The organism is Pseudophaeobacter sp. (assembly GCF_048267565.1).
Taxonomy (GTDB): domain Bacteria; phylum Pseudomonadota; class Alphaproteobacteria; order Rhodobacterales; family Rhodobacteraceae; genus Pseudophaeobacter; species Pseudophaeobacter profundi.
This window is the reverse complement of record NZ_JBLWXG010000003.1, coordinates 26,248-52,875: the sequence shown is the minus strand read 5'-3', so window position 1 is coordinate 52,875 and position 26,628 is coordinate 26,248. Positions and strand designations below refer to the sequence as shown.

Below are 26,628 nucleotides of genomic sequence, written 5' to 3'. Positions count from 1 at the left end.
CTTGAAGGAAAAACGGCAGGATCACTGGGGGTAATCCGCGGGCGGGCGGCCCCCGATACGATGGGTTAGGGCAGCCCCTGCGCGCCGTAGGGCGGCGCGAATGATGTCTTGTTGCGCGGCAGGCATGCGGGCGGCGGGGGCGGCCACCGCCAGTGCCCCAATGGCGCGATGGTCGGCACCAAAAATCGGCACCGCATGGGAATGCACTTCCAGCTCAAAGCTGCCCAGCGTATCGGCCAGACCGGTCTGGCGGATCTGTTCCAGCTTGCTGCGGATGAGATCGGGGTCGACCAGCGTTTTGCTTGTGTGGCTTTTCAGGGGTTGCGACAGAATGCTGTCTACAAACTGCGGATCGGCATAGGCCAGGATCGCCAGCCCAGAACTGGTGGCATGATAGGTCACCGTCTGGGCATCCTCCATGGTGACCTTGGTTGCATGGCGCGGCGAATAGGCATGGCTGAGGGTCTGCACCCAGCTGTCATGTCCCAGCGACACATGGGTGGTTTCGCCGGTTTCATCGCTCAGCTCGCGCAGGATCCGGCGTGAAACGGATAGAATAGGCGTCGAGGCCTCGCGCAGGGCGGCCAGGTGCAAAACCTGCGGTCCCAGCCGATAGGCGCGGTCGCCTTCTCCCTGCTCAACGAATCCTGCCGCCTGCAACTCGCCCATGAGGCGATAGACCGTAGCCTTGTTCATGCTTGACAGGCGGGTGAGGTCGCTCAACCCGATTTCGGGCCGGTCGGGGGCAAAAAAACTTAACAATGACAGGGCTTTGGTGACAGTTCCCATGCGCTGATCCGGTCTCCATCTGGGTGAATACAGGGCGTTGGTTCGCAAAAACAAACACCCAAGATGTTATTTTGTTGACAGATAAGCGGGTGGACTGTCAATCTAAATTCAAACCGATGGTTCAAATAATGAACCGCACTCGCTGAAACCTCAGCACCAACCGGGAGAGTAAAATGCAATTGACCAATCTTGTGAAAGGGGCCGCTGCAGCGGCAGCTCTGGGCCTGAGCGCAGTGGCTGCGCAGGCGGAATACCCAGAAAAACCAGTGAGCTTTATCGTGCCCTGGCCCCCTGGCGATCTGGAGGATGTGCTGACGCGGATGATTGCCGATGATTTTGAGGCCGAATATGGCGTGTCGGCTGCCGTTGTGAACAAGCCCGGCGGCGGTGGTGGGCCGTTCCCCGGCGCAATCGAAGTGGCCAATGCCCCGGCCGATGGGTACACGGTTGGCTCTTTTGTCATCGGCGTGCCGGTCATGGGCCATCAGATCGACATCGCGCCGCTGACGCCGGCCAAGTTTGACCCGCTGGGGATCTTCCTCACCTATCCCTTTGTCATCGCTACCTCGGCTGATGCGCCATATTCAACGATGGAAGAGCTGACCGCCTACGCCAAGGAAAATGACGTGGCGCTGGGCCATTTTGGTGATGTGCTGACGCCAACCCAGGTAACCAAGGCCTTTGCCAAGAACGCCGGGTTCAACTGGGGATCGGACGCCGCATTTGATGCGCTGGATTGCAATACGCTGGCTTCGGGGGATGCGGATGTCATCAACACGACATTGCAGTTGATCCTGCCCTGTCTGGACCAGGTCAAAGTGCTGGTCTCGATCACCGATGAACGCATTCCGCTGGTTCCCGATGCTCCCGCCATCGGAGAGCTGGATGCAGGTCTGAACATTGCCCTGTGGAACGGCTTGTTTGTGTCAAAGGATACGCCGCAGGATGTGCGCGACAAGATCATCGCGGTGGCCGAAAAGACCATGCTGAGTGATCGTGCCCAGGCCGTGGCCGATGAGACCGGTGCCTTGGTTTACTGGCAGGACGCGGATCAAAGTGCCAGCCGCGTGGCCGCCGATATTGCCACCATGGCCAAAATCAGTGCTCTGCTCGACTAGCCAAGCCAAATATCCTGCCGGGGCCTGCTGTGGCCCCGGTTTCTGTTTCTGCGCAAAGCAAAAAAGATCCCTCAATGACAACGGAACGAGAACGCCGCTTTGTCGGCCCCCGACGCGGCCAATTGATTTTTGCCCTGGTGTTTCTGACCCTTTCGGTGCTGCTCTTAGCGCTGATCGGAGAGCAAACCGCTTGGGTCAAAAAGACCCAGCTCTTTGCCCAGCCACGGTTCTGGCCTGCGATCAGCCTTGGTGGCATGGTGCTTCTGGGCGGCTTGCATGTCTACGCCCTGCCGTGGCGCCGCACCTCACGCTATGATCTGTGGGAAGCTAGGCTATGGGGGCGCAGCTTGGAATTTGCGTTTTGGTTCATGGGCTACGTGCTTTTGGTGCCGCTGGTTGGCTACCTACCTGTGACCCTGGTCTTTGTGCCGCTGCTGGCGCGCCGCATGGGTTATCGCGGTGGCTGGATGCTGGGCATCTCCCTCGGTTTTGCGGTTGCGGTTGTGGTGGTGTTCAAGGCGGTGCTGGGCGTGCGAATTCCCGGTGCGCTGCTCTATGATTACCTGCCTGCTGGCCTGCGCAGTTTCTTCATTCTGTATCTCTAAACTCTGGGTGTTCGATGGATCTTCTCCTCTCTGCGATTGACATCCTGATGCGCTGGGACGTGGCGCTGGCGCTGCTTGCCGGATCGGTAGGCGGGGTCTTGATCGGGGCGATCCCCGGTGTTGGCCCGGCTGTGGCGATTGCCATTTTGTTGCCCGCGACCTTTTCGATGGATCCTATCGTCGGGCTGACGGTGCTGTTGGGGATCTACGGCTCGTCGATGTACGGCGGTGCAATCCCTGCGATTCTGATCAATACGCCGGGTACGGCGGTCAATGCGCTGACCACCTATGATGGCTATCCGATGACCGCCCGCGGAGAGCCACGCCGCGCCCTGAGCCTTGCCTATTCGGCCAGCTTTTTTGGCGGTGTCTTCTCCGTCATCTGCCTGATCCTGTTTGCCCCGGTTCTGGCCAAGGTGGCGCCGATGTTTGGCAGTCGTGAAATCTTTCTCGCCGCCCTGCTAGGCCTGCTTCTGGTGGTGGTGGCACATCGTGGCCAGGCGTTGATTGCCGGCGCACTGGCCTGTCTGGGGATCTTTTTGAACTCGGTCGGCATGGAGCCGGTGAAATACACCCAACGCTATACCTTCGGGCAGGATTTCCTGGGCAGTGGCGTCAATCTGATCGTGGTGGTTCTGGGGCTTTTTGCCCTAAGCCAGGCCTTTGTCTTGCTGATGGATGAAGACGAAAAAGTACATCTGAACAAGCTACGCGGCGGCATGTTCCAGGGGCTGCGCGAACTGGCGCGCCATCCGCGTGTCACCGCCGTTTCAGCCAGCTTTGGCGTCTTGATGGGGATGATTCCAGGTGTCGGAGAGTTCACCGCCCAGTTCATGTCCTATACCTACGCGCAGAAAACCTCTAAGCGGCCGCAGGATTTTGGCCATGGCTCTTCCGAGGGGTTGATCGCGGCGGAAACCGCCAACAACGCCGTGCCGGCGGCAGCCATGGTGCCGCTCTTGGCGCTGGGCATCCCGGGCGAGGCGCTGACGGCAATGATGCTAAGCGTCTTTTATGTACACAACGTGGTGCCGGGGCCGGCGCTGTTTCAGAACGACATGGATTTCGTCGTGGCGCTTTATCTGGCGCTGCTGGTGCTGAATGTTCTGGTGCTTGTCTTCCTGCTTTTTGCCACCCGGTCGCTGGTGCAGGTGGTGAAAATCCCCAATCGGTTCCTTGGGGTGTGCATTCTGACCCTGAGCTTTGTTGGCGTCTATTCGCTGCGCAATTCAGCCACGGATTGCCTGATTGCGGCGGGGTTCGGCATCTTTGGCTTTATCCTCAAACGGCTGTCGCTGCCGGCGGTTCCAATCATTCTGGGGATGGTGCTGGGTGGCATAATGGAGGTCAAGCTACGGGCTGGTATGGCCCGGGTCAAAGAGCCGCTTGATTTCATCAATCGACCGATATCATTCATTCTTTTCATCATCATCATCTTGGTTCTTGCAAGCCACCTGCTGCGCGTCTGGCGGGATCGCAAGGAGCTAAAGGAGGCCGAATGGCAGACCAAAACCGCATCAACCAGCTTCGGGCAGCTGATGTCGCGCCGCAAAAACTCTTTCTTGAAGGATCGTGGCAAAGAGGTTCGGGCACGCCACTCGAAGTTACTTCGCCGATTGAGGGGGCTGTTCTAACCACGCTGGAGGGTGCTTCTGCGGCGGATGTCGAAAAGGCGGTCGCCTCGGCGCGCCGTGCCTATGATGATCGTCGTTGGGCGGGGCAGTCCCCCGCTGCACGCAAGAAGGTTCTGTACCGGATCGCCGAGCGTATCGAAGCCGAGGCGGTTGAGCTGGCCGTCCTGGGGGTGCGCGACAATGGCACCGAATTCAACATGGCCCTGAAGGCGGAACCGGGATCAGCCGCCGGGACCTTTCGCTACTACGCCGAGGCCCTGGACAAGATTGCGGGAGAAGTGGCCCCCACGGCATCGGATGTCCTGGGGCTGGTACATCGGGTGCCGGTTGGCGTGGTGGGGGCGATTGTGCCCTGGAACTTTCCGCTGATGATTGGCGCCTGGAAGTTGGCACCCGCCCTGGCCATGGGCAATTCGGTGGTGCTGAAACCGGCCGAGACAGCTTCGCTGACGTTGTTGCGGCTGGCGGAGATCTGTGTCGAGTGCGGTTTGCCGGATGGGGTGTTCAACGTGGTCACCGGCAGCGGCGCAGAGACGGGCGCGGCGCTGGCAGAATCGATGGGGGTTGATGTCCTGGCCTTTACCGGTTCGGGCGGGACAGGGCGCAAGCTGCTGGAGGCCTCGGCGCGATCCAATCTGAAACGCTGTTATCTGGAGCTGGGGGGCAAATCCCCCAATATCATTTTTGCCGATGCACCTGATCTGGGCAAGGCGGCCAAAGTTTCGGCCATGGGGATTTTTCGCAATTCCGGCCAGGTCTGCGTCGCCGGGGCGCGGCTCTTGGTGGAGGCCTCGATACATGATGAGTTTGTTGCGCGGCTGGCGGCTGAGGCAGAGGCGCTGCGGGTCGGGGATCCGCTGGATCTGGGCACGCAGATCGGCGCGGTGAATTCCGAAGAGCAGCTGCGGCGTAACATGTCCTTCATGGATATGGCCCGCGCTGAAGGGGGGCGGGTGATCACCGGTGGCGCGCGGATCTTGGCCGAGACGGGCGGCAGCTATATGGCGCCAACAGTTGTGACGGGCGTTGCACGCGATCACGCCCTGTTCCAGCGCGAGGTCTTTGGCCCGGTCCTGTCGGTAAGCAGCTTTGACAGTGAAGCGGAGGCCTTGAGTCTGGCCAATGCCACTGACTTTGGTCTGGCGGCGGGGGTTTGGACGGCGGATCTGTCGCGGGCCCATCGCATGGTCGCGGGCATCCGGGCCGGCGTGGTGCATGTGAATACCTATGGCGGTGCGGATAATACCGTACCGCTGGGCGGGGTTGGCCAATCGGGCAATGGGCATGACAAATCCCTGCATGCCCTGGACAAATACCTGGATCTCAAAACGGCCTGGATCCAGTTGTAAGGGATGCTGTGAACAGGTTTTGCCCTGCAAAACCTGTGGCCTCCGGCGGAGGTATTTGGAGCAAGATGAAATGGGCGGCGCCAGGGGCCGCAGGGGGAGTGAGCGATGACGGTTGAAAAGACCATATTGGTGGTCGGCACCTATGATACCAAAGAGGATGAGCTGTGGTATCTGGCAGAGGTTATTCGTGGCCAGGGTGGTGCCGTTTTGTCGATGGATGTGAGCGTTCTGGGGAGTCCGCGGCGCCCGGTGGATGTGAGCAAGCATGAAGTGGCTCGTGCCGGAGGCGGTACTATTGCGGCGGCGATCGCGAGTGGCGACGAAAATATCGCGATGCAGATCATGGGGGCGGGAGCGGCTGCCAAGGCACGTCAGTTGCATCTGGACGGGCGCATTGATGGGGTGGTGGTGCTGGGGGGGACCATGGGCACCGATCTGGCGCTGGATCTCTGCGCGGCGCTACCTGTTGGGGTGCCGAAATATGTGGTTTCTACCGTTGCCTTTTCGCCCTTGATGCCGCCGGACCGGATCCCGGCGGATGTGCAGATGATTCTTTGGGCTGGAGGGCTGTATGGGTTGAATTCGATATGCAGGGCGGCACTGAGCCAAGCCGCTGGGGCGATCTTGGGGGCGGCGCGTGCAGTTGAGGCGCCACGGCGGCAGCGGCCACTGATTGGGATGACCTCTTTTGGCAAGACTGTGCTGCGGTATATGGTGCAGCTGAAGCCCGCGCTGGAGGCGCGGGGGTTTGAGGTTGCGGTATTTCACGCCACCGGCATGGGGGGGCGCGCCTTTGAGAGCCTTGCAGGCGAGGGTGCCTTTGCTGCGGTGTTGGATTTTGCGCCGCAGGAGGTTTCAAACCATTTGTTTGGCGGGCTGTCGGCGGGGGCGGATCGCCTGACCCATGCGGGCCGGGTCGGTACGCCGCAATTGGTGGCGCCGGGGTGTTATGATCTGGTTGATTTCGTTGGCTGGCAGGGGGTGCCGAGCGCGCTGGAGGGCCGCCCGACCCATGCCCATAACCGGTTGCTGTCTTCCGCAGTACTGGATGGGCCGGAACGCCGGGCGGTGGCGCGTTCGATCTGTGACAAGTTGTCAGAGGCGGTGGCACCGGTGGCACTGATTTTGCCTGAACGGGGCTGCAATGAGTGGGATCGCCCCGGAGGAGACCTGCAGGATGCGGCGGGGCTTGCGGCGTTTTGCGCAGAGATTCGCGCTGTCTGCCCCGATAGTGTCGACCTGTACCCACTGGACTGTCACATCAATGACGCCGCGTTTTGTGACAAAGTGCTAGAGGTTTTTGACGCATGGGTGGCAAGCGGGGTCATCAAGGCAGAGCTATAGGTGCAGTCGATCAGTGGGGGCTGGCATCGCGTGCCGGTGTCACGCGCCGACGCTTGACTGGGCCGGACTGGACTGGGTTGGCCGGATCGGGTTGGGCAGCTGAGATATCTGAAGGGGGCATCTGCACGGGCAGGTGCCCCTTTTCTTGATCTGTGGCTGTCGGTTGATGCGGCTGTCTGGGGTGGGAATTCCGCTAGGTCGTCTGGATTGTTTATGGCTTGATCCTATGAAGGCTCTTGCCTAAGGTGAGTGGAAATTTGTGGAATAGATTTCCGCATTGTGGAATTTTTCAAGGGGCCATCATTGCCCTTGGTGGATGTACTGCCTGTGACGTGAGGTTCTGCATCGGCGCTTTGCGCTGGGACTTTGCGCTAAGACATGGCTTATGCTGAGATTGACGAAACACAGGGGCTAACCGGGCGGCTGCGCTGGAGCCCAACGGGAGAAAAGGAATTCGAATGACAGATGCCATCGGCTATGAACGCGTCGGAGAGATCGCCGTTTTGAAAGCACAGAACCCACCGGTGAATGCGCTGGGTTTTGATATTCGCGAAGGCCTGCTCGCAGGAATCGAACGGGCTGAAAAAGAGGGGGCCAAAGCGGTTTTGATCTATGGTGCGGGCCGCACCTATTTTGCCGGCGCTGATATTCGTGAATTTGGCGCGCCACCGCGGGGGATCTTTTTGCCCGATCTGTGCAACCGCATCGAGGCCTCGCCCTTGATGGTGGTCTCGGCGCTGCATGGGACCGCCCTGGGGGGCGGGCTAGAGGTGGCGCTGTCGTCACACTATCGAGTTGCTGTCCCATCGGCGAAAATGGGGCTGCCCGAGGTGCATCTGGGTATTCTGCCAGGCGCGGGTGGTACGCAGCGCTTGCCCCGTGTGGCGGGAACCGAAGCCGCGCTGGAGATGATTACATCCGGACGTCAGGTGGGGGCCAAAGAGGCGCTTGCCATGGGGATCATCGACAAGATTGCCGAGGGAGAGCCACGCGAGGTTGGCCTGGCCTATGCGCAGGAACTGCTGGATCAGGGCGCGCCCCGACGCGCTGTGGGAGAATTGCCCGCGCCGCAGGCCATTGATTTTGATGCGGTCTATGAGGCAACGCTGAAAAAGGGCCGGGGCCAGTTGTCGCCTGCGACCTGCGTGCGTGCCGTGCAGGCCGCAGCAGAGTCCAGCTCTCTGCAGGAGGGGCTGAAGCGCGAGCGTGAATTGTTCATGCAGCTGATGAATTCAGATCAGCGCGAAGGGCTGATCCATGCCTTCTTTTCAGAGCGCGCGGTCAGCAAGCTGCCCGAGCTGAAGGGCATCGAACCGCGTGATCTGGCCGCCATCGGCGTGATCGGCGGCGGCACCATGGGGGCGGGCATCGCCACTGCTGCGCTGCTGGCTGGCCTGTCTGTCGTGATGCTGGAGATGACTGCCGAGGCGGCAGAGGCCGCCAAGGGGCGTATCAATGGCAACCTGCAGGGTGCGTTGAAGCGCGGCAAAATCTCTGAGGCGCAGTTCACCCAGTTGACCGAAGAGGCGCTGACCCTGGCCACCGACTATAGCGCGCTGAGCGAGGTCGATCTGGTGATTGAGGCGGTCTTTGAAGAGATGAGCGTCAAAAAGCAGGTCTTCACCAAGCTGGATGAGGTCTGCAAGAAGGGCGCGATCCTGGCGTCCAACACATCCTATCTGGATGTGAATGAAATCGCCGCCTGCACTTCGCGTCCCGAAGATGTGATCGGGCTGCACTTCTTCTCGCCCGCGCATGTGATGAAGCTGTTGGAAGTCGTGGTCGCGGATAAGACCGCGCTGGATGTGGTCGCCACGGGCTTTGCCCTGGGGCAGCGGCTGAAAAAGATCTCGGTACGGGCCGGCGTTTGCGATGGCTTTATCGGCAACCGTATCCTGGCCACCTATCGCAAGGCGGCGGATCATATGGTGCTGGATGGGGCTTCTCCCTATCAGATCGACAAGGCGCTGACCGATTTTGGTTTTGCTATGGGGCCATTTGCGGTGGCCGATCTGGCGGGGCTGGATATCGGTTGGGCGGTGCGCAAACGCAAACGGGCCGAGGGCATGGATCCACGCGACCGCGACAGTAATTACATGGATAAGGTCTGCGAAGCCGGTCACTTTGGTCAGAAGACTGGCAAAGGCTACTATGTCTATGAGGCTGGCAAACGCGGTGGCACGCCTAATCCTGAAATCATCGACCAGATCGCGGCGGAACGCGCAGAAAAAGGCATCACTCCGCGCGCCTTTAGCGACGAGGAAATCGTCACCCGCTATATGGCGGCCATGGTGAATGAGGCAGCCAAGGTGCTGGGCGAAGGCATCGCGCGCCGTCCGCTGGATGTCGATATGACCTTGCTGTTTGGCTATGGGTTCCCGCGCTATCGCGGCGGGCCGCTGAAATGGGCCGATATGCAGGGACTGGACAAAATTCTTGCCACAATCACCGAAGGGGCCGAGGTGGATCCCTACTTCTGGGAGCCCGCACCATTGTTGGAAAAACTGGTGGCAGAGGGTCGCACATTTGACGATCTCAACAAGGAAAACAGCTAATGAAACAAGTCGTTATTGTCTCTGCCGCCCGCACCGGGCTGGCCAAATCCTTTCGCGGGTCGTTCAACATGACCCATGGGGCCACCATGGGCGGCGCTGCGGTCGAAGCAGCCGTTGCCCGTGCCGGCATTGAGGGGGCCGAGATTGAAGACTGCATCATCGGCTGTGGCACGCCCGAAGCCGAAACCGGCGCTAATATTGCGCGCCAGATTGCGCTGCGCGCCGGGCTGCCGGTGACCACTTCGGGCATGACGGTGAACCGGTTTTGCTCTTCGGGGTTGCAGTCCATTGCTCTGGCAGCGCAGCAGATCATTTGCGAAGGGGCCGGCCCGATGGTTGCGGGCGGCGTCGAGAGCATCTCTATGGTGCAGCCCAAAGCGCGATCAGCGCATGAAAGCTGGCTGCTAGAGCATAAGCCAGAGGTCTATATGACCATGATCGAAACCGCCGATGTCGTGGCACAGCGCTACGGTATCAGCCGCGAAGATCAGGATGCCTATGGGCTGCGCAGCCAGCAGCGGATTGCTGCGGCGCAATCGGCGGGGCTGTTTGATGATGAAATCATTCCAGTGACCACCACCATGGCGGTCAAGGACAAGGAAACCGGCGAGATCTCGATGAAAGAGGCGCTGGTGGACCGGGATGAATGCAATCGCCCCGGCACCACGCTGGACGGGCTGTCGGGCCTGGCCCCGGTACGCGGTGAAGGAAACTTCATCACCGCTGGCAATGCCAGCCAGCTATCCGATGGTGCCGCTGCGGTGGTGTTGATGGATTCCAAAGAGGCAGAGCAGCGCGGGATCGAAGCCATGGGTGCCTTCAAGGGCTTTGCGGTTGCGGGCTGCGAACCCGACGAGATGGGCATCGGCCCGGTATTCGCCGTGCCCCGTCTGCTGGAACGGCATGGTCTGACAGTGGATGACATCGACATCTGGGAACTCAACGAGGCCTTTGCCAGCCAGGCGCTGTATTGCCGCAACCGTCTTGGGATTGATGACGCCAAATGCAACGTGAATGGCGGTTCTATCGCGATCGGCCACCCCTTTGGCATGACGGGGGCGCGCATGACGGGTCATATCCTGCGTGAAGGCCGACGTCGCGGCGCCAAGCTTGGCGTGGTGACCATGTGCATCGGCGGTGGCATGGGGGCTGCTGGCCTGTTCGAGATCTACTGATTTCGCTCATCAATCAACAAAATGCGCCCAAACGTCACCACGAAGAGACGTCTGGGCGCTCCTCTGGATCAAAATCCAGGGGTGGCTTTCTGGGAGGAAGCACCAAATGGATCTGAATTATTCTGCCGAAGAGCAGGCATTTCGCAGAGAAGTGCAGGACTTCCTGGCACAAAAGCTGCCAGCAGAGATGGCCGATGCCATGCGCAACGGCAAAGAACTGGGCAAAGAGGGGCATGAAAAATGGCATGCGATCCTCAACGATCAGGGCTGGCTCGCCCCCAATTGGCCAAAGGAATTTGGCGGTTGCGAATGGAACGCTGTCCAGCGCCACATCTTTGAGGAAGAGTGCTGCCGTGCAAATGCACCGCGAATTGTGCCTTTTGGTCTGTCGATGTTGGCACCCGTGTTGCAGAAATTCGGCTCCAAGGCGCAGCAGGACCACTACCTGCCGCGCATCCTGTCGGGCGAAGACTGGTGGTGCCAGGGCTATTCTGAACCAGGTGCAGGTTCTGATCTGGCCAGCCTGAAAACCCGCGCAGTGCGCAACGGCGATCACTATGTGGTCAATGGTCAGAAAACCTGGACCACCCTGGGCCAATACGCGAATTGGATCTTCTGCCTGGTGCGAACCGATCCCGATGCCAAGCAGCAATCCGGCATTTCCTTTCTGCTGATTGATATGGACACCCCAGGCATTGAAGTGCGCCCGATCATCCTGCTGGATGGCACCCATGAGGTGAACGAAGTCTGGTTCACGGATGTCAAAGTGCCGGTTGAAAATCTGGTGGGCGAAGAAAACAAAGGCTGGACCTACGCCAAATATCTGTTGACCCACGAACGCACCAATATCGCCGGCGTGGGCTTTAGCCGGGCGGGCCTGGACGCGGTGAAACGCATGGCGCGCAGCCAGATGCATCGGGGCCGCCCCCTGATCGAAAATGCACATTTTGCCGCCCGTGTTGCACGGGCCGAGATCGATCTTATGGCGATGTCCACCACCAACCTGCGGATTATCTCGCGGGCGGCTGCCGGACAGGCGCCAGGCGTCGAGAGTTCGATGCTTAAGGTGAAGGGTACGGAAATTCGCCAGGAAATAAACGATCTGGCCCGCCGCGCCGCGGGTGCCTATGCGCTGCCCTTCGTCTCAGAAGCCCTGGAAGGCGGCAATGAACCTGCAATGGGCCCAGAGGGCAGCGCCGCCGCCGCGCCGCAGTATTTTAACAATCGTAAGCTCTCGATCTTTGGGGGCTCTAACGAGATCCAGAAAAACATCATCGCCAAAGTCAAACTGGGAGGCGGGGCATGAACTTCGATCTGACCGACGAACGCCAGATGCTGCAGGACACGCTGCGCCGTTTTCTGCGTGACAACCAAGAGGCGCTGCGCGCCAGCACCCGATTGGGTGAGAGCGACAACAAGCTGGGCTTTGACGCAGAAATCTGGACCAAACTGGCTGAACTGGGCGTCATCGGCGCGCTGTTCAGCGAGGCCGACGGCGGCTTTGGTGGCGCGGGCTTTGATCTGACTACCGTGTTCGAAGAACTGGGGCGCGCAGGCGTGGTTGAACCGCTGCTCGACAGTGCCATCCTTGGCGGTGGTCTGATTGCAGAACTGGGGAATGACACCCAAAAAGAGTTGGTTGAAGACGTGATTGGCGGCGCGCTGCATCTGGCGCTGGCCCATGGGGAACCCAACAGCCGTTATGACCTGTCACAGGTGGAAACCACGGCGCAGGTCGCCGAGGATGAAATCATCCTCAGCGGTCGCAAGGCTGTGGTGGTCAGCGCCGAAGCCGCGGATTATTTGCTGGTGTCTGCCCGCGAAAGCGGCGCTGTGGACGCGCAGGACGGCATCTCTTTGTTCCTGGTGCCGCGTGACACCGCAGGCCTGTCGTTGCGCGGCTATCCGCTGTTGGCCGGGGGGCGTGCGGCTGAGCTGGATCTTGATGATCTGCGCCTGCCTGCCTCTGCGCGGTTGGGCGCGGCTGGGGCGGCCTATCCGGCGCTGCATCGTGCCATGATGCGCGCCGAGGTGGCCTTGGCGGCAGAAACGCTTGGTGCGATGGAAACCGCGACCGACCTGACCCGCGAATACCTGCTGACGCGGCAACAGTTTGGCCGCCCGATTGGCAGCTTTCAGGCGCTGCAACATCGCATGGCAACCCTGCTGATCGAGCTGGAACAGGCGCGTTCGGCGGTGATCAATGCGGCAGGCCATCTGGACGCCAGCCCAAAGGAACAGGCGCTGCAGATTGCCGCTGCCCGCAACCTGATTGGCCGCGCCGGGCGTCTGGTGGCAGAGGAGAGCATCCAGCTGCATGGCGGTATTGCCATGACCGAAGAGTATGAGCTGGCCCATATCGCCAAGCGCATCGTGATGGCGGATCATCGGTTCGGCGATACCGATACCCAGCTGGAGCGGTTCATTGACCACTGTGTCGCCTGAATCCGGGCTGCCTGAAACCGGGGCGGCGCAGGCCGACCCGGAGCATTTCTTGCAGATCGAAGACCCCGGTGTTCAGCAACTGGTGGGATATAAGACAACCATCGACCGGCGCGATGGCAGTTGCCTTGTCACGCTGGATCTGGAACCGCCGCACCTGAATCGCCATGGCATCCTGCATGGCGGTATCGTGGCGACGGTTCTGGATGTGGTATGCGGCAATACCGCCTCGCAGTTCTTTGACCCGAAAAACCACGCGCCGCTGGTGACGGTCTCGTTGACGCTGTCCTATGTGGCGGCGGCACGGGCGGGCCGGGTCAGCGCCACTGCACGGGTGACGGGGGGCGGGGCCTCTATCGCGCATGTCCTTGGCGAATTGGTGGATGCCGAGGGTCAGCTCTTGGCCACAGCCACCGGTGTATTCAAGAGGATCAAGAGATGAGCCCCTTGGCCCGGCTTGAAGATCAGGGCGACCGCGCGGTTGTCGTCAATATGAACGCTGCCCGCCGTGGGGCACTGTCGCCGGATCTGTATGAAGCTATTGCGGCGGCGATTGATCTGGCCAAAGAACCGCGTATCCGCGCCATTCTGTTGACCTGCGAGGGGGGCTTTTTCTGCGCAGGCGGTGATCTCAACGTCCTGATCGAACGGCGCGGGCTGAGCGAGGGAGAGCGCCGCGACAAGGTGGAGCAGCTGCATGGGCTGATCCGCGGATTGCGCGCAGCCCCGGTGCCGGTAATCGCGGCGGTAGAGGGCGGCGCTGCTGGCGCAGGTGTCTCCTTGGCCTTGGCTGCGGATTTGATCGTCGCGGCCGAAGGCGCAAAATTCACCGCGGCCTATGTCAAGGCCGGGCTAGTGCCGGATGGCGGCTTGACCTCTGCTCTGGCGCGCAGCTTGCCGCGTCCGCTGGCTATGGAAATGTGCCTTCTGGCGCGTCCGGTTACAGCGCAGCAGATGGCGGATCTGGGTGCGGTGAACCTGGTGGTGCCAGCGGGGGCTGTACTTGCTGCGGCCCATGGCCTGGCCGATCAACTGGCCGAGGGCCCGCCCGCCGCGCAGCGTGCCATTCGGCATCTGGTGTCTGACGCCTATGAGGCAAGCGAGGCGGCGCAGCTGGATGCAGAGAGAAACGCAATGGCCCAGGCCGCCGGTGCGGCAGAGGCCGGCGAGGGTATCGCAGCCTTTCTGGAAAAACGAAAACCTCGCTTCCCGCCAGAATAATGGCGCGAAACAAGGACCTGTAAATCAAAACCGATGGGGAGAAGCGGTGATGAAGCGATGGCACGATCTTTTGGCGGCGCAGGCGGCAACCCGCCCTGAAGCTGCGGCTTTTTCTGACAGTCTGGGCCTGAGCTGGAGCTATGGCGACCTGGCCGCCGCCGTGGCTGAGCTTGGCGATCTATTCAAGGGCGCTGGGGTTGTCCCCGGTGACCGGGTGATGGTGCTGTCGGAAAATTGTTGCGCCACCGTGGCCGGCTTGATGGCGACCTCGCAGTGCGGTGCGGTTGCGGTTCCGGTCAATGCCCGGATGAGCGCGGGCGAAGTTGACCGGATTATCGATCACGCCCGTCCGGCGCTGGTGCTGATCACCACGCAGATTGAAGGCGCCGCCCAGAGCCATGCTGACCGCCTGCAGGCAGTGCCGATTTCCGGGGGCTTTGGCGCGCTGCATATGGCGGATCTCACCGGCAGGAGGTCCGCCGATGCGCAGGGCGCTGACGATGGCGTTGCCCCGGAAGAGGTTGCAGTTCTGCTCTATACCACTGGCACAACAGGTGCCCCCAAGGGGGTGATGCTGACCCATGGCAACCTGCTGTTTGGCGGCCGGTCGTCGGTTGAACTGCGCGATATGGTGCCGGGGGATGTAATTTATGGCGTCTTGCCGATGACCCATGTCTTTGGGCTGGCTTCGGTGATGACCGCCGCGCTCTACTCCGGGGCAGAGGTCTGGCTTGAGGCGCGGTTTTCTGCGGCCAAGCTCTATGCGGCGTTGCGCCGTGGGGTGACGCGGCTGGCTGCGGTACCGCAGATGCACGCGCTGGTGATGCAATTCGCCAAAGAGCAGGGGTTGGAACGCCTTGATAGCCCGGTGTTGCAATATGTCTCTTCCGGGGCGGCGCCGCTGGACCCGGACTGGAAGCGTCGGGCCGAGAGTTTTTACGGTGTTGCGCTGCAGAATGGCTATGGCATGACCGAGGCCACTGCTGGTGTTTGTGCGACCAAGAACAGCGTCTTGGGGGATCCCGATATCTCTGTTGGGCCACCGCTGCCCGGAGTCGAGTTGCGGATCGACGAAGAGGTGCCGGGCGGCGGCGATGGTATCGGCGAGGTGCAGATGCGCGGTGCCAATGTCATGCTGGGCTATTACCGCAACGCCGAGGAAACCGCGCGAGTGCTGGATGCCGATGGCTGGCTGAGCAGTGGTGATCTGGGACGACTGGATGAAAAAGGCTTTCTGCATATTGAGGGGCGCTGCAAAGAGCTGATCATCCACGGTGGTTTTAATGTCTTTCCGCCAGAGGTCGAGGCGGCGCTGAATGCCCATCCGCAGGTGGTGCAGTCCGCGGTGGTGGGACGCCCCACCAAAAGCGACGAAGAGGTCCTGGCCTTTGTGCAGATCAGTCCGGATGATCGACCAGAGGTGACGGATCTGATGCAATTCGTGCGTGCCCAGCTGGCAGGCTACAAATGCCCCTCGCAGATCGTGCTAAGCGAGAGCCTGCCGGCGGCGCCGACCGGGAAAATTCTGAAACATAAGCTTCTGGCCGAGTTTGCCGCTGCCCTGAAGTAAACTCACCATGTCGTCTTTGGGGCGCGCGTTGGGATCGTGTGATCTGCTGCGCGCCCTAAAAATCCTGCCACTTGCTGTCGTCAGTGTTGTTGGCAACAACCCGGAGCGGCTGGGCTGGTTTCTGCGCCGCCGGGGCAGGGGGCGGAGCAGCCTCATCGCCCCAATCAAGGTAGTCATAGGCGACGCGGTCTTGCTCTGTCTCTGCCGTGGCGGGCTGCGGCCTGGGTTTTGCGGCCCCACCCTGGATCTGGAAACCGGCCACCACCTTGGTAAGCTTCTCGGCATCCGCCTTTAGCAGGTAACCTGCGGCGGTCGACTCTTCCACCATGGCGGCATTCTGCTGGGTCACCTGATCCAGCTGGGTCACACCGATGTTGATTTCGGCAAGGCCGGTTGATTGCTCGACAGCACCTTCGGTAATATCAGAGACCAGTTCGGAAATCTGGTTCACCCGCCCGACAATGGCAGAAAGCGCATCGCCAGCCTTGCCCACCAGATCGACCCCGTGTCCGACCTGTTCGGCGCTAGCGTCAATCAGCGCCTTGATTTCCATCGCCGCCCCTGAGGACCGACCCGCGAGCGCCCGTACTTCGGCGGCAACCACGGCAAAGCCTTTGCCGGCTTCGCCCGCGCGGGCGGCTTCGACGCCCGCGTTCAGGGCCAGCAGATTGGTCTGGAATGCGATGTCATCGATGACAGTGATGATCTGGCCGATGTGCTTTGAGGAATCTGAAATCGCGGTCATGGCGGAAACGGCGTTTTCAACCACCCGACTGCTGCTCCTGGCCTCTTGCTTGGCCTCCTCCATGGTGGCCTCGACGCTGCGGGCGCCGTCAGCGGCCGCCTTGACCGAGGCGGTCATCTGATCCAGCGCGGCAGCGGTCTGTTCCAGGGTTGCCGCCTGGCTTTCGGTTCGATGTGACAGATCATCCGAGGCCTGGCTGATCTCGATGGCGCCATTGCGAATGGAACCAGAGGCTTCAATCACCTGGGACACCGTGCCGGAGAGCGTATCTATGGTCTGATTGTAGTTTTGACGCAGTTTTTCATGCGCGCCAGAAAATTCTGCGGTGATTGGCCTTGAGAAATCACCCTGCGACAGCCTGACCAGACCAGAGCTGAGATGCTGCACCACATCATGCTGTTCCTGCTGGAGCGCAGCCCGGCGCTCTTCGCCACTGCGGGCCTGTTTCAGATCATCCTGCAACCCCACGAGCGCTTTGCCGATCCTGCCGATTTCATCCTCGCGCCGGGCCGTACTGATCTCGCTGTCCAGATCGCCATTCGCAACGGCGGCAATGTCGCGGCAGACACGATTGATCGGGCGGGTCACCGAGCGGGCGACCAGAAGACAGGCAACAAGCAGCAGGGCAGTGAGCAAAGCCATAGCCATGAGGATCTTGCCCGACAGGCTTTGGGTGCCGGCCAAAATTGCATCCACATTGCGGCGCACTTCGATGACGCCACGCAGATCCCCCAGCTGCCAATCTGTCTTGGCTGATCCGGCATGGCTATTGTGGCAGGCAACGCAGGCCTCTGCGCTCATATGATCGGCGACTGCTACGCGCAGTATGGTTTTGCCATCAATGACTTCGGTCCGTTGAAAGAACGTTTCAGGGTCTTTGGACAGGGCTTGCCAGGCGTCTTGCATAAAGGCGTCCGTTGGCCGGTCAGCCTGGTTGGAAAAGGGGTAGGGGCTATAGAGCGAGATATTGGTTTGTTCAGGGGACAGCAAGGCGCTGAGATCATGCACCATGGTTGCAGGCAGGGGAATGACTGCGGGATCGGTTTCATGATCGCGGCCGACTGACAAACTCTCTGCGGTGTTTACATCGCCAATCACATATCTGGTGTAGTAGCCGCGGATGGTTTTGATCTGGTTGGCGGTCTGGATTGCCGCCTCGGTTGCCGATGTCATGGCGGTGTCGCGCAGGGCTGCAGGCAGGGTCAGCCCGGCGATCAAAAGCGCGAAACAGAGGCACAGTGGAACTGGCAGAGCCAATTTGAAAGCAAGAGAATTTCTATTCACCTAAGACAAACCTTTTCTGCTCTAAGGCGTTGCACAGGGCAAACTGCCAGCAGCAGATCCGGTCCGGATGAAACATGATCTGCCTTGCCAAGATTACCGGTTAATCTGCAGTGATTCGGTTAATTTTCTGCAAGCAGCCCTATCTGTGGCCGATTGCGCCTTGCGCCGCGAGGCGACGGTTGATCCAATAGGTTTCATAAAAAAAGAGCGGATCCATGGACCCGCTCTGCTGTGTCGAAGGTGTTCGCCAGAGATTGCCGTTGTGACAGAGGTCGACTGCTGGCGATGGTTGTCGGGTCCAAATGGGCGACAGGGGCGTGGGGATGGCCGTAAGGGGGCTTAGACCCAGTGCCCTTCGGCAGCTGCGCGAATAAGGCGCATGTTTTCACCGTAGACCTCAGGGGTGGTAACAGATCCGCCTTTGAAGACGGCAGAGCCTGCGACCAGTACATCTGCGCCGGCTTCGACCACCAGAGGCGCGGTTTTGGGATCAACCCCGCCGTCGATCTCGATATGTACCGGGCGGTCGCCAATCATCTGTCGCAACTGGCGCACCTTGGCGGTCATGTCGATAAATTTCTGCCCGCCAAATCCGGGGTTTACCGTCATCACACAAATCAGGTCGGTCAGGTCCAGCAGATGCGCCACGGCCTCGGCTGGGGTTCCGGGGTTCAGGGCGACACCAGCCTTCATGCCAGCGGCACGGATGGCCTGCAGGGTGCGGTGGATATGCGGCCCTGCCTCGATGTGGGCGGTCAGCACATCGGCCCCGGCATCGGCATAGGCGTCGATATAGGCATCCACCGGAGAAATCATCAGGTGGACATCCATCACGGTTTTTACATGCGGGCGAAAGGCTTTGACCGCCTGCGGGCCAAAGGTGAGGTTGGGCACAAAGTGGCCATCCATCACATCCACATGTACCCAGTCGGCCCCCTGCGCCTCGATGGCCTGGATCTCTTGTCCAAAGTTGGCGAAATCGGCGGAGAGGATAGAGGGGGCAATCTTGATCTTGCGGTCAAAGGACATCGGGCAGTTTCCTTTTGGAAGGGCAAAAGAGGAGTCTTCAGCCGCCATATAGCGCCTTGCCGGGGTGCTGCACAGGGGCAGTTTGTCCCGCCAGGGGGTGCGCAGTTTACAAAAGCTTCACGGTCTTGACACAAATCGTTTGTTTGCCCGGCTTAGGGAGTGCCTCAAACGAGAGGAACAAACTGTGCTGCGTATCGACAAATTGACCAAACGCTTTGGGGACAAGATTGCGGTGGATACCGCCACGCTGGATATCGACCAGCCCTGCATGATCGGAATTATCGGGCGTTCCGGGGCGGGTAAGTCGACATTGCTGCGGATGGTAAACCGTCTTGCCGATGCCAGCGCCGGGCGCATCCTGTTTGAGGGGCGCGACATCACGGCGCTGCGTGGCCGGGACAAGCGTGCCTGGCAGTCGGACTGCGCGATGATCTTTCAGCAGTTCAACCTGGTGCCGCGCATGGATGTGGTTTCCAATGTATTGCATGGCACGCTGAACCAACGTTCGACCTTTGCCACCATGTTCAATCTGTTTCCGATGGAAGACATCCACCGGGCGATTGATATTTTGGATCGCCTTGGCATTGCCGAACACGCGCCCAAACGCGCCGAGGCCCTGTCGGGTGGGCAGCAGCAGCGTGTCGCCATTGCGCGCGCCCTGATGCAGGATCCCAAGATCATTCTGGCGGATGAGCCTATTGCCTCGTTGGATCCGATGAATGCCCAGACCGTGATGGAGGCATTGCGCCGTATCCACGAAGAGGACGGCCGCACCGTCATTGCCAACCTGCACACGCTGGATACCGCGCGGCGCTATTGCGACCGGGTTGTCGGCATGCGCGACGGGCGCATCGTCTTTGATGGGTTACCCGAACAGCTGACCACCGGGGTTGCCCGCGAAATTTACGGTGCCGACGCCAACTTCTCAGAGGCCGCGACCTCGACTGAGATCGAAACCCTGGATGCCACCATCCGGGCAGAGATGGCGCAAGCCTGACACCTCTCAAATCTCAATTTCATCACCCGCACCCGATGGGGGGACGGGATAACTTAACCGGAGAAAAAAGATGAAAAAACTGCTGCTGGCCGCACTGGCCTCGACTGCCCTGACAACACCCGTCATGGCCGAAGAAATCACCCAGTTCCGCATCGGTCTGTTGGGCGGCGAGAACGCCCAGGATCGTCTGAACAACAACGAATGCCTGCGCGAAATGACCGAAGAACTGTTGGGTGTCGAAACCAAGCTGTTCGCCCCGGCCGATTATAACGGCGTGATCCAGGGCTTGCTGGGCGGCACGCTCGACATGGCCTGGCTGGGCGCTTCCGGTTATGCCAAAACCTACCTGTCCGACCCGGAAGCGGTTGAACCGATCCTGGTCAAGGTCAACAATGACGGCGGCTATGGCTACTATTCGGTTGGCTTTGCCCGTGCCGACAGTGGCATCACCTCGCTGGAAGACATGCAAGGCAAGGTATTTGGCTTTGGCGACCCCAACTCGACCTCGGGCTTTCTTATTCCTTCGATCGAAATCCCTGAAATCACCGGCGCCAGCATGACATCGGGCGACTACTTTGGCGAAGTCAAGTTTTCCGGCGGCCATGAGCAAACCATCGTTGGCGTCAACAATGGCGATTTTGATGGCGGTGTGACCTGGGCCGATGGCCTGGGCAACTGGGAAGACGGCTACAACTCTGGTGCGCTGCGCCGGGCCGTGGACGCTGGCCTTGTCGACATGAACGACATGGTGCAGATCTGGCAGTCCAAGCCGATCCCCGAAGGCCCCATCGTGTTGCGCAAGGATCTGCCCGAAGATGTGAAGGTCAAGTTCACCGCTCTGATGGCCTCGCTGCCCTCGATGGATCCTGAATGCGCTTATGGTGTTCTGTCCGGCGAAGCCAAGGGCGTGATGCCTATCACCCATGATGCCTATCAGGCGATCATCGAAGCACGCCAGTTGAAGTCTAACTAAGACGTTCCACCGGTATGGGTTTGGGGTTCGGGCTGCTTTGTCCGAACCCCGTTTTTCAGTGAAGACGTGGCCTAACGCGGCTGCGCGCACGCCTCTCAATCAGGATGGCAAGGATGGCAGATCTAACCGCAGGGCCGATGACAACCGCAGAAATTCGGGCCGAATACGATACAATGACCCGGCGCAAGCGTCTCTATGGCGGTATCATGTTGGTTCTGTTTGTCGCCATGATGATGGCAGGCTTTCGCACCGCAGATGGCCGCAACGCTGGGTCGTTTCGCGATGGCATTACCCATGTGTTCGATTACCCAGCCGAAGTGCTGAGCGAGGCCGGCGAAAAGCTGGCATTGCTGCCGGGCCATTTCGTCAGCTTCTTTCCTGCCCTGATCGAGACGCTGAACATTGCCGCCGCCTCGACCCTGGTGGGGTTGGTCTTTGGCACCCTGCTGTCCCTGTTGTCGACGCGCGGCATGGCGCGCTGGCCCGCATTTATTCCGCTGTTTCGCCGGATCATGGACATCTGCCGCGCCATCCCTGAAATCGTCATTGCGCTGGTGCTGATCTTTCTCTTGGGTGGTGGCCCGGTGCCCGCGATGATTGCCATTGCGATCCATACTGCCGGCGCGCTGGGCAAACTGTTTTCCGAAGTAAATGAAAATGCCTCGCTTAAACCGGTTGAGGGCCTGGAATCCGCCGGCGCCAGCTGGGGCCAGCGGATGTGGCTGGGGGTGATCCCGCAGGTGGGACCAAACTATGTGAGCTATGCGCTCTTGCGGTTTGAAATCAACATTCGCGCTTCTGCAATCCTTGGCTTTGTTGGGGCAGGCGGCATCGGATATGAGCTGAAGAACGCCATGTCCTGGGGCCAGGGGCGTTATGACGAAGCCGCCGCCATTTTCCTTTTGCTGTTTATCACCATCACGCTGGTCGATCAGATCTCCAGTGGGATGCGCGACCGCCTGATCCATGGAGCCAAGGCATGACCTATCTTGACGCTGAATTCTGCCCTGTCGCCGCCAAACGGGATATGGATCATCTGTTCTGGAAGAAAAAGCTGTGGAGCTTTGCCCTGCCGGCCCTGGTGCTGGCCTATCTGGCCTATGTCTTTGTCGCCTTTGACATGGCCGGGCTGTGGCAGCGGGTCAGCCTGCAAAACGCCCAGACCCTGGTGAGCGATACCTACAGCTACAAAACCCATGTAACGCGGGACAATCGCAACGGTGACGTTTCGGTCGCCATCGAAGGAGAGCGCAAGGGGGCCTACCCTGATGGCGAGAGTCCAGCCTGGGTGACATTGGGGGCAACCTCGGTGATCGATCTGGAGCAGGGTCACGAGGTGCGCTTTGGTCCTGAAAGCATTGAATATACTATCCCAGGTTATGGGCTTGTGCGCGCGACCCCCAGCCGCAGCAAGGGGGTGCAGGCCGAATTGCCCCCCGGCGAGGTGCCGGACTGGATCAGCGTTTCCAAGAACCGGCTTGCAGTCAAAACGGAGGCTGGCCGCCTGACGGTCACCCGCAATCGGTCCGAAGTGTTCCGCTATTTCACCGGCTGGGAGCTGTTCTTTTTCACCCTGGACAGCCCCTATCACGGGCTTGGACTTGTGGAACTGGCACAGCGCGCCGCCACGGGCGAGGCCGGGGCGATCTTCAACGACTTCTGGACCAATAAGATGTGGCGACACCAGGATGTTGCCTGGGCCATCGTGGAAACGCTGCTGATGGCCTTTCTGGGCACCATTGGCGCTGGCATCATTGCCCTGCCTCTGGCCTTTCTGGCTGCCCGAAACTTTGCGCCGCTTGGTGCCCTTCGGTTTGCCATGCGCCGGGTGTTTGATTTCCTGCGCGGGGTGGATTCATTGATCTGGACTGTTGTGCTGGCGCGGGCCTTCGGGCCGGGGCCGCTGACCGGGGCCTTGGCCATTCTGGTCACTGATACCGGCACCTTCGGCAAGATCTTCTCGGAAGCGCTGGAAAATGTCGATGACAAGCAGATCGAAGGCATCACCTCGACCGGGGCCAAACCGGCACAGCGGTATCGCTTTGGGGTGATCCCGCAGATTACCCCGGTGCTGCTCAGCCAACTGTTGTATTTCCTGGAATCCAACACACGCTCGGCCACCATCATTGGGGCGATCACGGGGGGCGGTATTGGTCTGTTGCTGACCCAGGCGATCATTACCCAAAAAGACTGGGAAGAAGTCGCCTATTACATCGTGCTGATCATCCTGATGGTGATGATGATGGATTGGCTGTCTGGTTGGCTGCGCCGCCGCCTGATCAAGGGGGAAGGTGGCAAGGTAAAGCGTCGATCCTCGGCGGTTGGCAAGCCCTTCGTGCTGCCGTGAACATCTGTCTGTCCTGATTTGCCACGCCCCAGTCAAAGCTGGACTGACTGAGGCCGATTATGGGAGCCCCCAATGGCACGACTATCCGCCGACCAACCTTTCCTGCACCCCGATTGCCAGATTAGCGACAGCAATTTTGGCACCTATGTCGAGATTGGTGCTGGCAGCCGGATCGCCAATTGCACTATTGGCGATTACTCCTATTGCGATCGCGGCTGCGACATCGCCAATGCCACAGTGGGCAGGTTCGCCAATATCGCCAGCGCCACGCGTATCGGGGCCACGGATCACCCGATGGAGAAGGCCTCGCTGCATCATTTTCATTATCGCTCGGCGCTGTACTGGGACGATGTGGCGGATGATGCGGATTGGTTTGCCCACCGGGCGACACGGCGGGCCGATATTGGCCATGACACCTGGATAGGACATGGCGCGCTGATCAAGCCAGAAGTGCGTATCGGCCATGGTGCCGTTGTGGCCTCGGGCAGCGTGGTGACCAAGGATGTGGCCCCCTACACCATTGTTGGCGGCAATACCGCCCGCCTGATCCGCCGCCGCTATCCCGTCAAAGTTGCAGAGCGTATGATAGAGCTGGCCTGGTGGGATTGGACCCATGCAGAACTGCGCACCGCATTGCCAGATTTTCGCACCATGAATGCCGAGGCCTTTTTGGAAAAATACGCCTGACCGCCCTCCTTTGCAGCAGGCCTTGCCCAATATTTCTGAGAGAGGCCAGCAGTGGTCACAGCAAAAGGCGGAGCTCCCGCGCCCGCAGGCTCAACAGGCTTCGCCAGTTGAGCCCTGGCGGCCTTGGGCCCGGCGCCGCTGCGCGGCGCAGCAAGAGAAAAACCTGCTGAGAAGCCCTTGAAGGGCTGGGCTGCCCTTCAAGGGCCATGTCAATTGTATAGTGGCGGAGACACCTCAAGGGTAAACCCTGCCTGCGGCAGGGCCGCTCCGCGGCCCTTGACCTGTCTCCTCCTGGAAGGGGGCGCCGCGCAGCGGCGCCGGGCCCAACGGGAGAAGGTGCCGCAGGCATCTTTCGACGGGCGGGAGAGCCACGTCGGCGCGTTTAGCTATCTGGTGTGACGTGAATGGCAAACTGTTCCAGGTCCGCCGACTGCGGGGCAATGCTGCGGTAGCTTTCATGCACCCCGGCATCGCGCAATTCGCGGGCCACCGTTAGCAGGGTATTGGCCTCGTGTTCGGCGCAGATCTCCTGCATCTGGCGCAGTTCTTCCTGCGCGACGGGGCGGGCGGTTGCCTGATCTGGCGCGCCATAGTGGCTGACAAAATGCTGCGCCAGCTGATCGATGAGCTCTTCCAGCTCGCCCGCCTCGATCTTGGTCACCGCGACAAAGGTGACCCGCCCGGCAGTCTCCAGCCCCAGCCAGCCATTGGCAAAGGCCTGGCGCTGCTTGCCGGTCAGGTCGCCCTCGACCCAGTTGGAAAATTCAAAACCGCCCGAAATGCACCATTCACCGGTGCGTGCGGGGTTGGCAAAGATGTTTTGGTCGCTCTCGTCAAAGTGGATGGCACGGGCCAGTTGCATCATGGGGTCTCCAGTCGTGTGGTCAAGGGGATCAGCCGGGTGCCGCTGGCATCTCGGAGCAGCATGCCAAAATCTTCATCGACCCCCAGAAAGGTGCCGGTGTTGCCGTACCAGTCCCCCTCTTCGCCCAGTCCATGGGTCAGGCCGCGCCATTCGGCATGCAGCGGCTCGGTGCCATCCTGTTCCCAGCGGGCAATCCAGTGCAGCGCGTGACGCGCCCAGCTTTCCAGCAGGGCAGGGGCGGTCACATCGGCGCAGCCTTCGGCGTAGAGCGCGGTCTGGTCAGGGGTGTCGCCGCCGTCCTGATCGGCGGGCCAAAGCGGCAGTTGCAGCGCCAGCACCAGCCAGTCGGGCACCTGGTCGGGATCCTCGGTGCTGGCAGCCACGCGCAGGGTGCCGCAGCGCCCGCCATTGATCCGCAGCCCGCCACCCCATTCCAGGTGGACCGCCACCTCTGGCGGGGCCAGGGCTCCCAGGGCATTTTGCAGACCAATGCCACAGGTGGGCAACATGGCCATGGCCTTTTGCAGCGGCACCTCTGGCGCAAAAACGATGGCGGCGCGCAGCTGATCTGCCCCCAGGTTGTAGACAATTAAACCGGCATCGCAGCCTAGCACCGCCCGCTGGCAAGCGGCCTCGAAAGGATCCTCTTGTCCGGTCACGGCAAGGCCGGACATCAGCGGCGGGAAGGTGGGGGCTGCACTCATGCAGCGCCCCGTTCAACCAGGGCCTTTGCGACATCGAAAAAGGCCTGCGCCTGGGCGCTGTCGGGTTTGGCGGCCACAATTGGCGCGCCACTGTCTGCCGCCAGACGCACATCCAGATGCAGCGGGATTTCTGCCAGCAATGGCACGTTCAGCTTGGCCGCTTCGGCGGCAACGCCGCCATGGCCAAAGACATGCTCTTCATGGCCACAGCTGGAGCAGATATGGGTCGACATGTTTTCAATCATGCCCAGGATCGGCACGTTCAGCTTGTTGAACATATCAATGCCTTTGCGCGCATCAATCAGTGCCACATCCTGCGGGGTGGAGACGATCACGGCACCATCCACCTGCGCCTTTTGGGCCAGGGTCATCTGCACATCACCGGTGCCGGGCGGCAGATCCACGATCAGCACATCTAGGGCGCCCCATTGTACCTGCATCAGCATCTGCTGCAGTGCCCCCATCAGCATTGGTCCGCGCCAGACCACGGCCTGATCATCATTGGTCATCAGACCAATCGACATCATGGTGACGCCGTGATTGCGCAGCGGCAGGATGGTCTTGCCGTCGGGGCTGGCGGGGCGTCCCGAAACCCCCAGCATCCGGGGCTGCGAAGGGCCATAGACATCGGCATCCAGCAGGCCGACACGCCGCCCCTGGGCTGCCAGCGCACAGGCGAGGTTGGCCGATACGGTAGATTTCCCCACACCGCCCTTACCTGAGGCAACCGCAATAATGCGATCAACGCCTGGGATTTTTTGCGGCCCCTGTGGCGTAGTCGGCTTTGAGGCTTTCAGATCTGGCGGCGCCTTGGTGGAATGGCCGGTCAGCATCACCGAGACCTTGTCGACACCCTGCAGATCCCTAATCACAGCCTCTGCCTGATCGCGGATGGGCGTGTAGGTTTCTGATTTTGCAGGGTCGATTTCCAGCACAAAGAGCACAGAGCCTGGTTCAACCGTGAGGCCACGCACCAGGCCTGCGGCGACAATGTCCTGGCCGCTGATGGGGTCGGAAATGCTTTTGAGGGCCGCGAGGACGGTTTCTCGGGTAATGGACACGCGGGGCTTGCTCCTTTGATGTGGCCCGACGGGCGGGCGCTGTCTGTCTGATGGCAAAGAGAAAAAGGGCCAACTGGCACCTGCTGAGCTCTTTGGTTTTCATCTGTCTATCTGATCTGCACCGCTGGTGCATC

Annotated in this window: 23 protein-coding genes; 17 read left to right on the top strand and 6 right to left on the bottom strand. The window is 60.5% G+C overall.

Annotation, left to right across the window (positions count from 1 at the left end; translation table 11 throughout):
• Positions 1-21: 21 nt before the first annotated feature.
• Complete coding sequence (locus ACN0VH_RS08760) at positions 22-789, bottom strand: IclR family transcriptional regulator (protein ID WP_417700378.1); 768 nt, start codon at positions 787-789, stop codon at positions 22-24.
• A gap of 173 nt (positions 790-962) precedes the next feature.
• Between ACN0VH_RS08760 and ACN0VH_RS08755 the strand changes: the two genes are divergently transcribed.
• The 12 genes from ACN0VH_RS08755 to ACN0VH_RS08700 all read left to right on the top strand — a co-directional run bounded on the left by ACN0VH_RS08755 (position 963) and on the right by ACN0VH_RS08700 (position 15,802).
• A complete protein-coding gene (locus ACN0VH_RS08755) occupies positions 963-1,907 on the top strand; it encodes a tripartite tricarboxylate transporter substrate binding protein (protein WP_417700377.1) in 945 nt (314 codons plus the stop codon).
• A 74-nt stretch (positions 1,908-1,981) separates the two neighbouring features.
• Positions 1,982-2,512 (top strand): tripartite tricarboxylate transporter TctB family protein, encoded by a 531-nt coding sequence (locus ACN0VH_RS08750; RefSeq protein ID WP_278923176.1) that lies wholly within the window; start codon positions 1,982-1,984, stop codon positions 2,510-2,512.
• A 14-nt stretch (positions 2,513-2,526) separates the two neighbouring features.
• On the top strand, positions 2,527-4,146 hold the full coding sequence (locus tag ACN0VH_RS08745) for a tripartite tricarboxylate transporter permease (protein WP_278923175.1): 1,620 nt from the start codon (positions 2,527-2,529) through the stop codon (positions 4,144-4,146).
• Entirely contained in the window at positions 4,029-5,495 is a 1,467-nt protein-coding gene (locus ACN0VH_RS08740) for an aldehyde dehydrogenase family protein (protein ID WP_417700597.1), read from the top strand. The genes ACN0VH_RS08745 and ACN0VH_RS08740 overlap by 118 nt, the downstream gene beginning before the upstream one ends.
• A 105-nt stretch (positions 5,496-5,600) precedes the next feature.
• Complete coding sequence (locus tag ACN0VH_RS08735; RefSeq protein WP_417700375.1) at positions 5,601-6,839, top strand: Tm-1-like ATP-binding domain-containing protein; 1,239 nt, start codon at positions 5,601-5,603, stop codon at positions 6,837-6,839.
• A 458-nt stretch (positions 6,840-7,297) separates the two neighbouring features.
• Positions 7,298-9,394: an FAD-dependent oxidoreductase gene (locus ACN0VH_RS08730; RefSeq protein ID WP_417700373.1), complete on the top strand. Its 2,097-nt coding sequence runs from the start codon at positions 7,298-7,300 to the stop codon at positions 9,392-9,394.
• Positions 9,394-10,569 (top strand): acetyl-CoA C-acyltransferase, encoded by a 1,176-nt coding sequence (locus tag ACN0VH_RS08725; protein ID WP_278923172.1) that lies wholly within the window; start codon positions 9,394-9,396, stop codon positions 10,567-10,569. The genes ACN0VH_RS08730 and ACN0VH_RS08725 overlap by 1 nt, the downstream gene beginning before the upstream one ends.
• Before the next feature lie 106 nt (positions 10,570-10,675).
• Positions 10,676-11,875 (top strand): acyl-CoA dehydrogenase family protein, encoded by a 1,200-nt coding sequence (locus tag ACN0VH_RS08720; RefSeq protein ID WP_278923171.1) that lies wholly within the window; start codon positions 10,676-10,678, stop codon positions 11,873-11,875.
• Positions 11,872-13,014, top strand: a complete 1,143-nt coding sequence (locus ACN0VH_RS08715; RefSeq protein ID WP_417700372.1) for an acyl-CoA dehydrogenase family protein — start codon at positions 11,872-11,874, stop codon at positions 13,012-13,014. The genes ACN0VH_RS08720 and ACN0VH_RS08715 overlap by 4 nt, the downstream gene beginning before the upstream one ends.
• Before the next feature lie 7 nt (positions 13,015-13,021).
• Complete coding sequence (locus ACN0VH_RS08710) at positions 13,022-13,453, top strand: PaaI family thioesterase (protein ID WP_278923353.1); 432 nt, start codon at positions 13,022-13,024, stop codon at positions 13,451-13,453.
• Positions 13,450-14,232: an oxepin-CoA hydrolase, alternative type gene (locus ACN0VH_RS08705; RefSeq protein ID WP_278923169.1), complete on the top strand. Its 783-nt coding sequence runs from the start codon at positions 13,450-13,452 to the stop codon at positions 14,230-14,232. The genes ACN0VH_RS08710 and ACN0VH_RS08705 overlap by 4 nt, the downstream gene beginning before the upstream one ends.
• Positions 14,233-14,281: 49 nt before the next feature.
• Complete coding sequence (locus ACN0VH_RS08700) at positions 14,282-15,802, top strand: class I adenylate-forming enzyme family protein (RefSeq protein ID WP_417700370.1); 1,521 nt, start codon at positions 14,282-14,284, stop codon at positions 15,800-15,802.
• Between the two features lie 55 nt (positions 15,803-15,857).
• Here ACN0VH_RS08700 and ACN0VH_RS08695 read toward each other — a convergent pair whose 3' ends face one another.
• Both ACN0VH_RS08695 and rpe read right to left on the bottom strand, forming a co-directional pair.
• Entirely contained in the window at positions 15,858-17,831 is a 1,974-nt protein-coding gene (locus tag ACN0VH_RS08695; RefSeq protein WP_417700368.1) for a methyl-accepting chemotaxis protein, read from the bottom strand.
• Positions 17,832-18,170: 339 nt separating this feature from the next.
• Positions 18,171-18,860, bottom strand: coding sequence for a ribulose-phosphate 3-epimerase (gene rpe / locus ACN0VH_RS08690; RefSeq protein ID WP_278923166.1), 690 nt, complete (start codon positions 18,858-18,860; stop codon positions 18,171-18,173).
• 184 nt (positions 18,861-19,044) lie between these two features.
• Here rpe and phnC point away from each other — a divergent pair, with 184 nt between their 5' ends.
• The 5 genes from phnC to ACN0VH_RS08665 all read left to right on the top strand — a co-directional run bounded on the left by phnC (position 19,045) and on the right by ACN0VH_RS08665 (position 23,864).
• A complete protein-coding gene (gene phnC, locus ACN0VH_RS08685; RefSeq protein WP_278923165.1) occupies positions 19,045-19,857 on the top strand; it encodes a phosphonate ABC transporter ATP-binding protein in 813 nt (270 codons plus the stop codon).
• 70 nt (positions 19,858-19,927) lie between these two features.
• Complete coding sequence (gene phnD, locus ACN0VH_RS08680; RefSeq protein WP_278923164.1) at positions 19,928-20,830, top strand: phosphonate ABC transporter substrate-binding protein; 903 nt, start codon at positions 19,928-19,930, stop codon at positions 20,828-20,830.
• A gap of 113 nt (positions 20,831-20,943) precedes the next feature.
• Positions 20,944-21,813 carry a phosphonate ABC transporter, permease protein PhnE gene (gene phnE, locus ACN0VH_RS08675; RefSeq protein WP_278923163.1) on the top strand — a complete coding sequence of 290 codons (870 nt, stop codon included), beginning with the start codon at positions 20,944-20,946 and terminating at the stop codon, positions 21,811-21,813.
• Positions 21,810-23,177 (top strand): phosphonate ABC transporter, permease protein PhnE, encoded by a 1,368-nt coding sequence (gene phnE / locus ACN0VH_RS08670; protein WP_278923162.1) that lies wholly within the window; start codon positions 21,810-21,812, stop codon positions 23,175-23,177. Before phnE (ACN0VH_RS08675) ends, phnE (ACN0VH_RS08670) begins: the two co-directional genes overlap by 4 nt.
• 72 nt (positions 23,178-23,249) lie before the next feature.
• Positions 23,250-23,864 carry an LbetaH domain-containing protein gene (locus tag ACN0VH_RS08665; protein ID WP_278923161.1) on the top strand — a complete coding sequence of 205 codons (615 nt, stop codon included), beginning with the start codon at positions 23,250-23,252 and terminating at the stop codon, positions 23,862-23,864.
• Positions 23,865-24,246: 382 nt separating this feature from the next.
• Here the strand turns inward: ACN0VH_RS08665 and ACN0VH_RS08660 are convergent, their stop codons facing one another.
• From ACN0VH_RS08660 to ACN0VH_RS08650, 3 genes are read right to left on the bottom strand one after another with little or no spacing between them, the layout of a single operon-like run.
• On the bottom strand, positions 24,247-24,726 hold the full coding sequence (locus ACN0VH_RS08660; RefSeq protein WP_417700365.1) for a DUF6505 family protein: 480 nt from the start codon (positions 24,724-24,726) through the stop codon (positions 24,247-24,249).
• Positions 24,726-25,433, bottom strand: a complete 708-nt coding sequence (locus tag ACN0VH_RS08655) for a biotin/lipoate--protein ligase family protein (RefSeq protein ID WP_417700363.1) — start codon at positions 25,431-25,433, stop codon at positions 24,726-24,728. Before ACN0VH_RS08655 ends, ACN0VH_RS08660 begins: the two co-directional genes overlap by 1 nt.
• The gene (locus ACN0VH_RS08650) at positions 25,430-26,494 is read right to left on the bottom strand and encodes an Mrp/NBP35 family ATP-binding protein (protein ID WP_417700362.1); all 1,065 of its coding nucleotides are present in this window, start codon (positions 26,492-26,494) and stop codon (positions 25,430-25,432) included. The genes ACN0VH_RS08655 and ACN0VH_RS08650 overlap by 4 nt, the downstream gene beginning before the upstream one ends.
• Between the last annotated feature and the right edge of the window lie 134 nt (positions 26,495-26,628).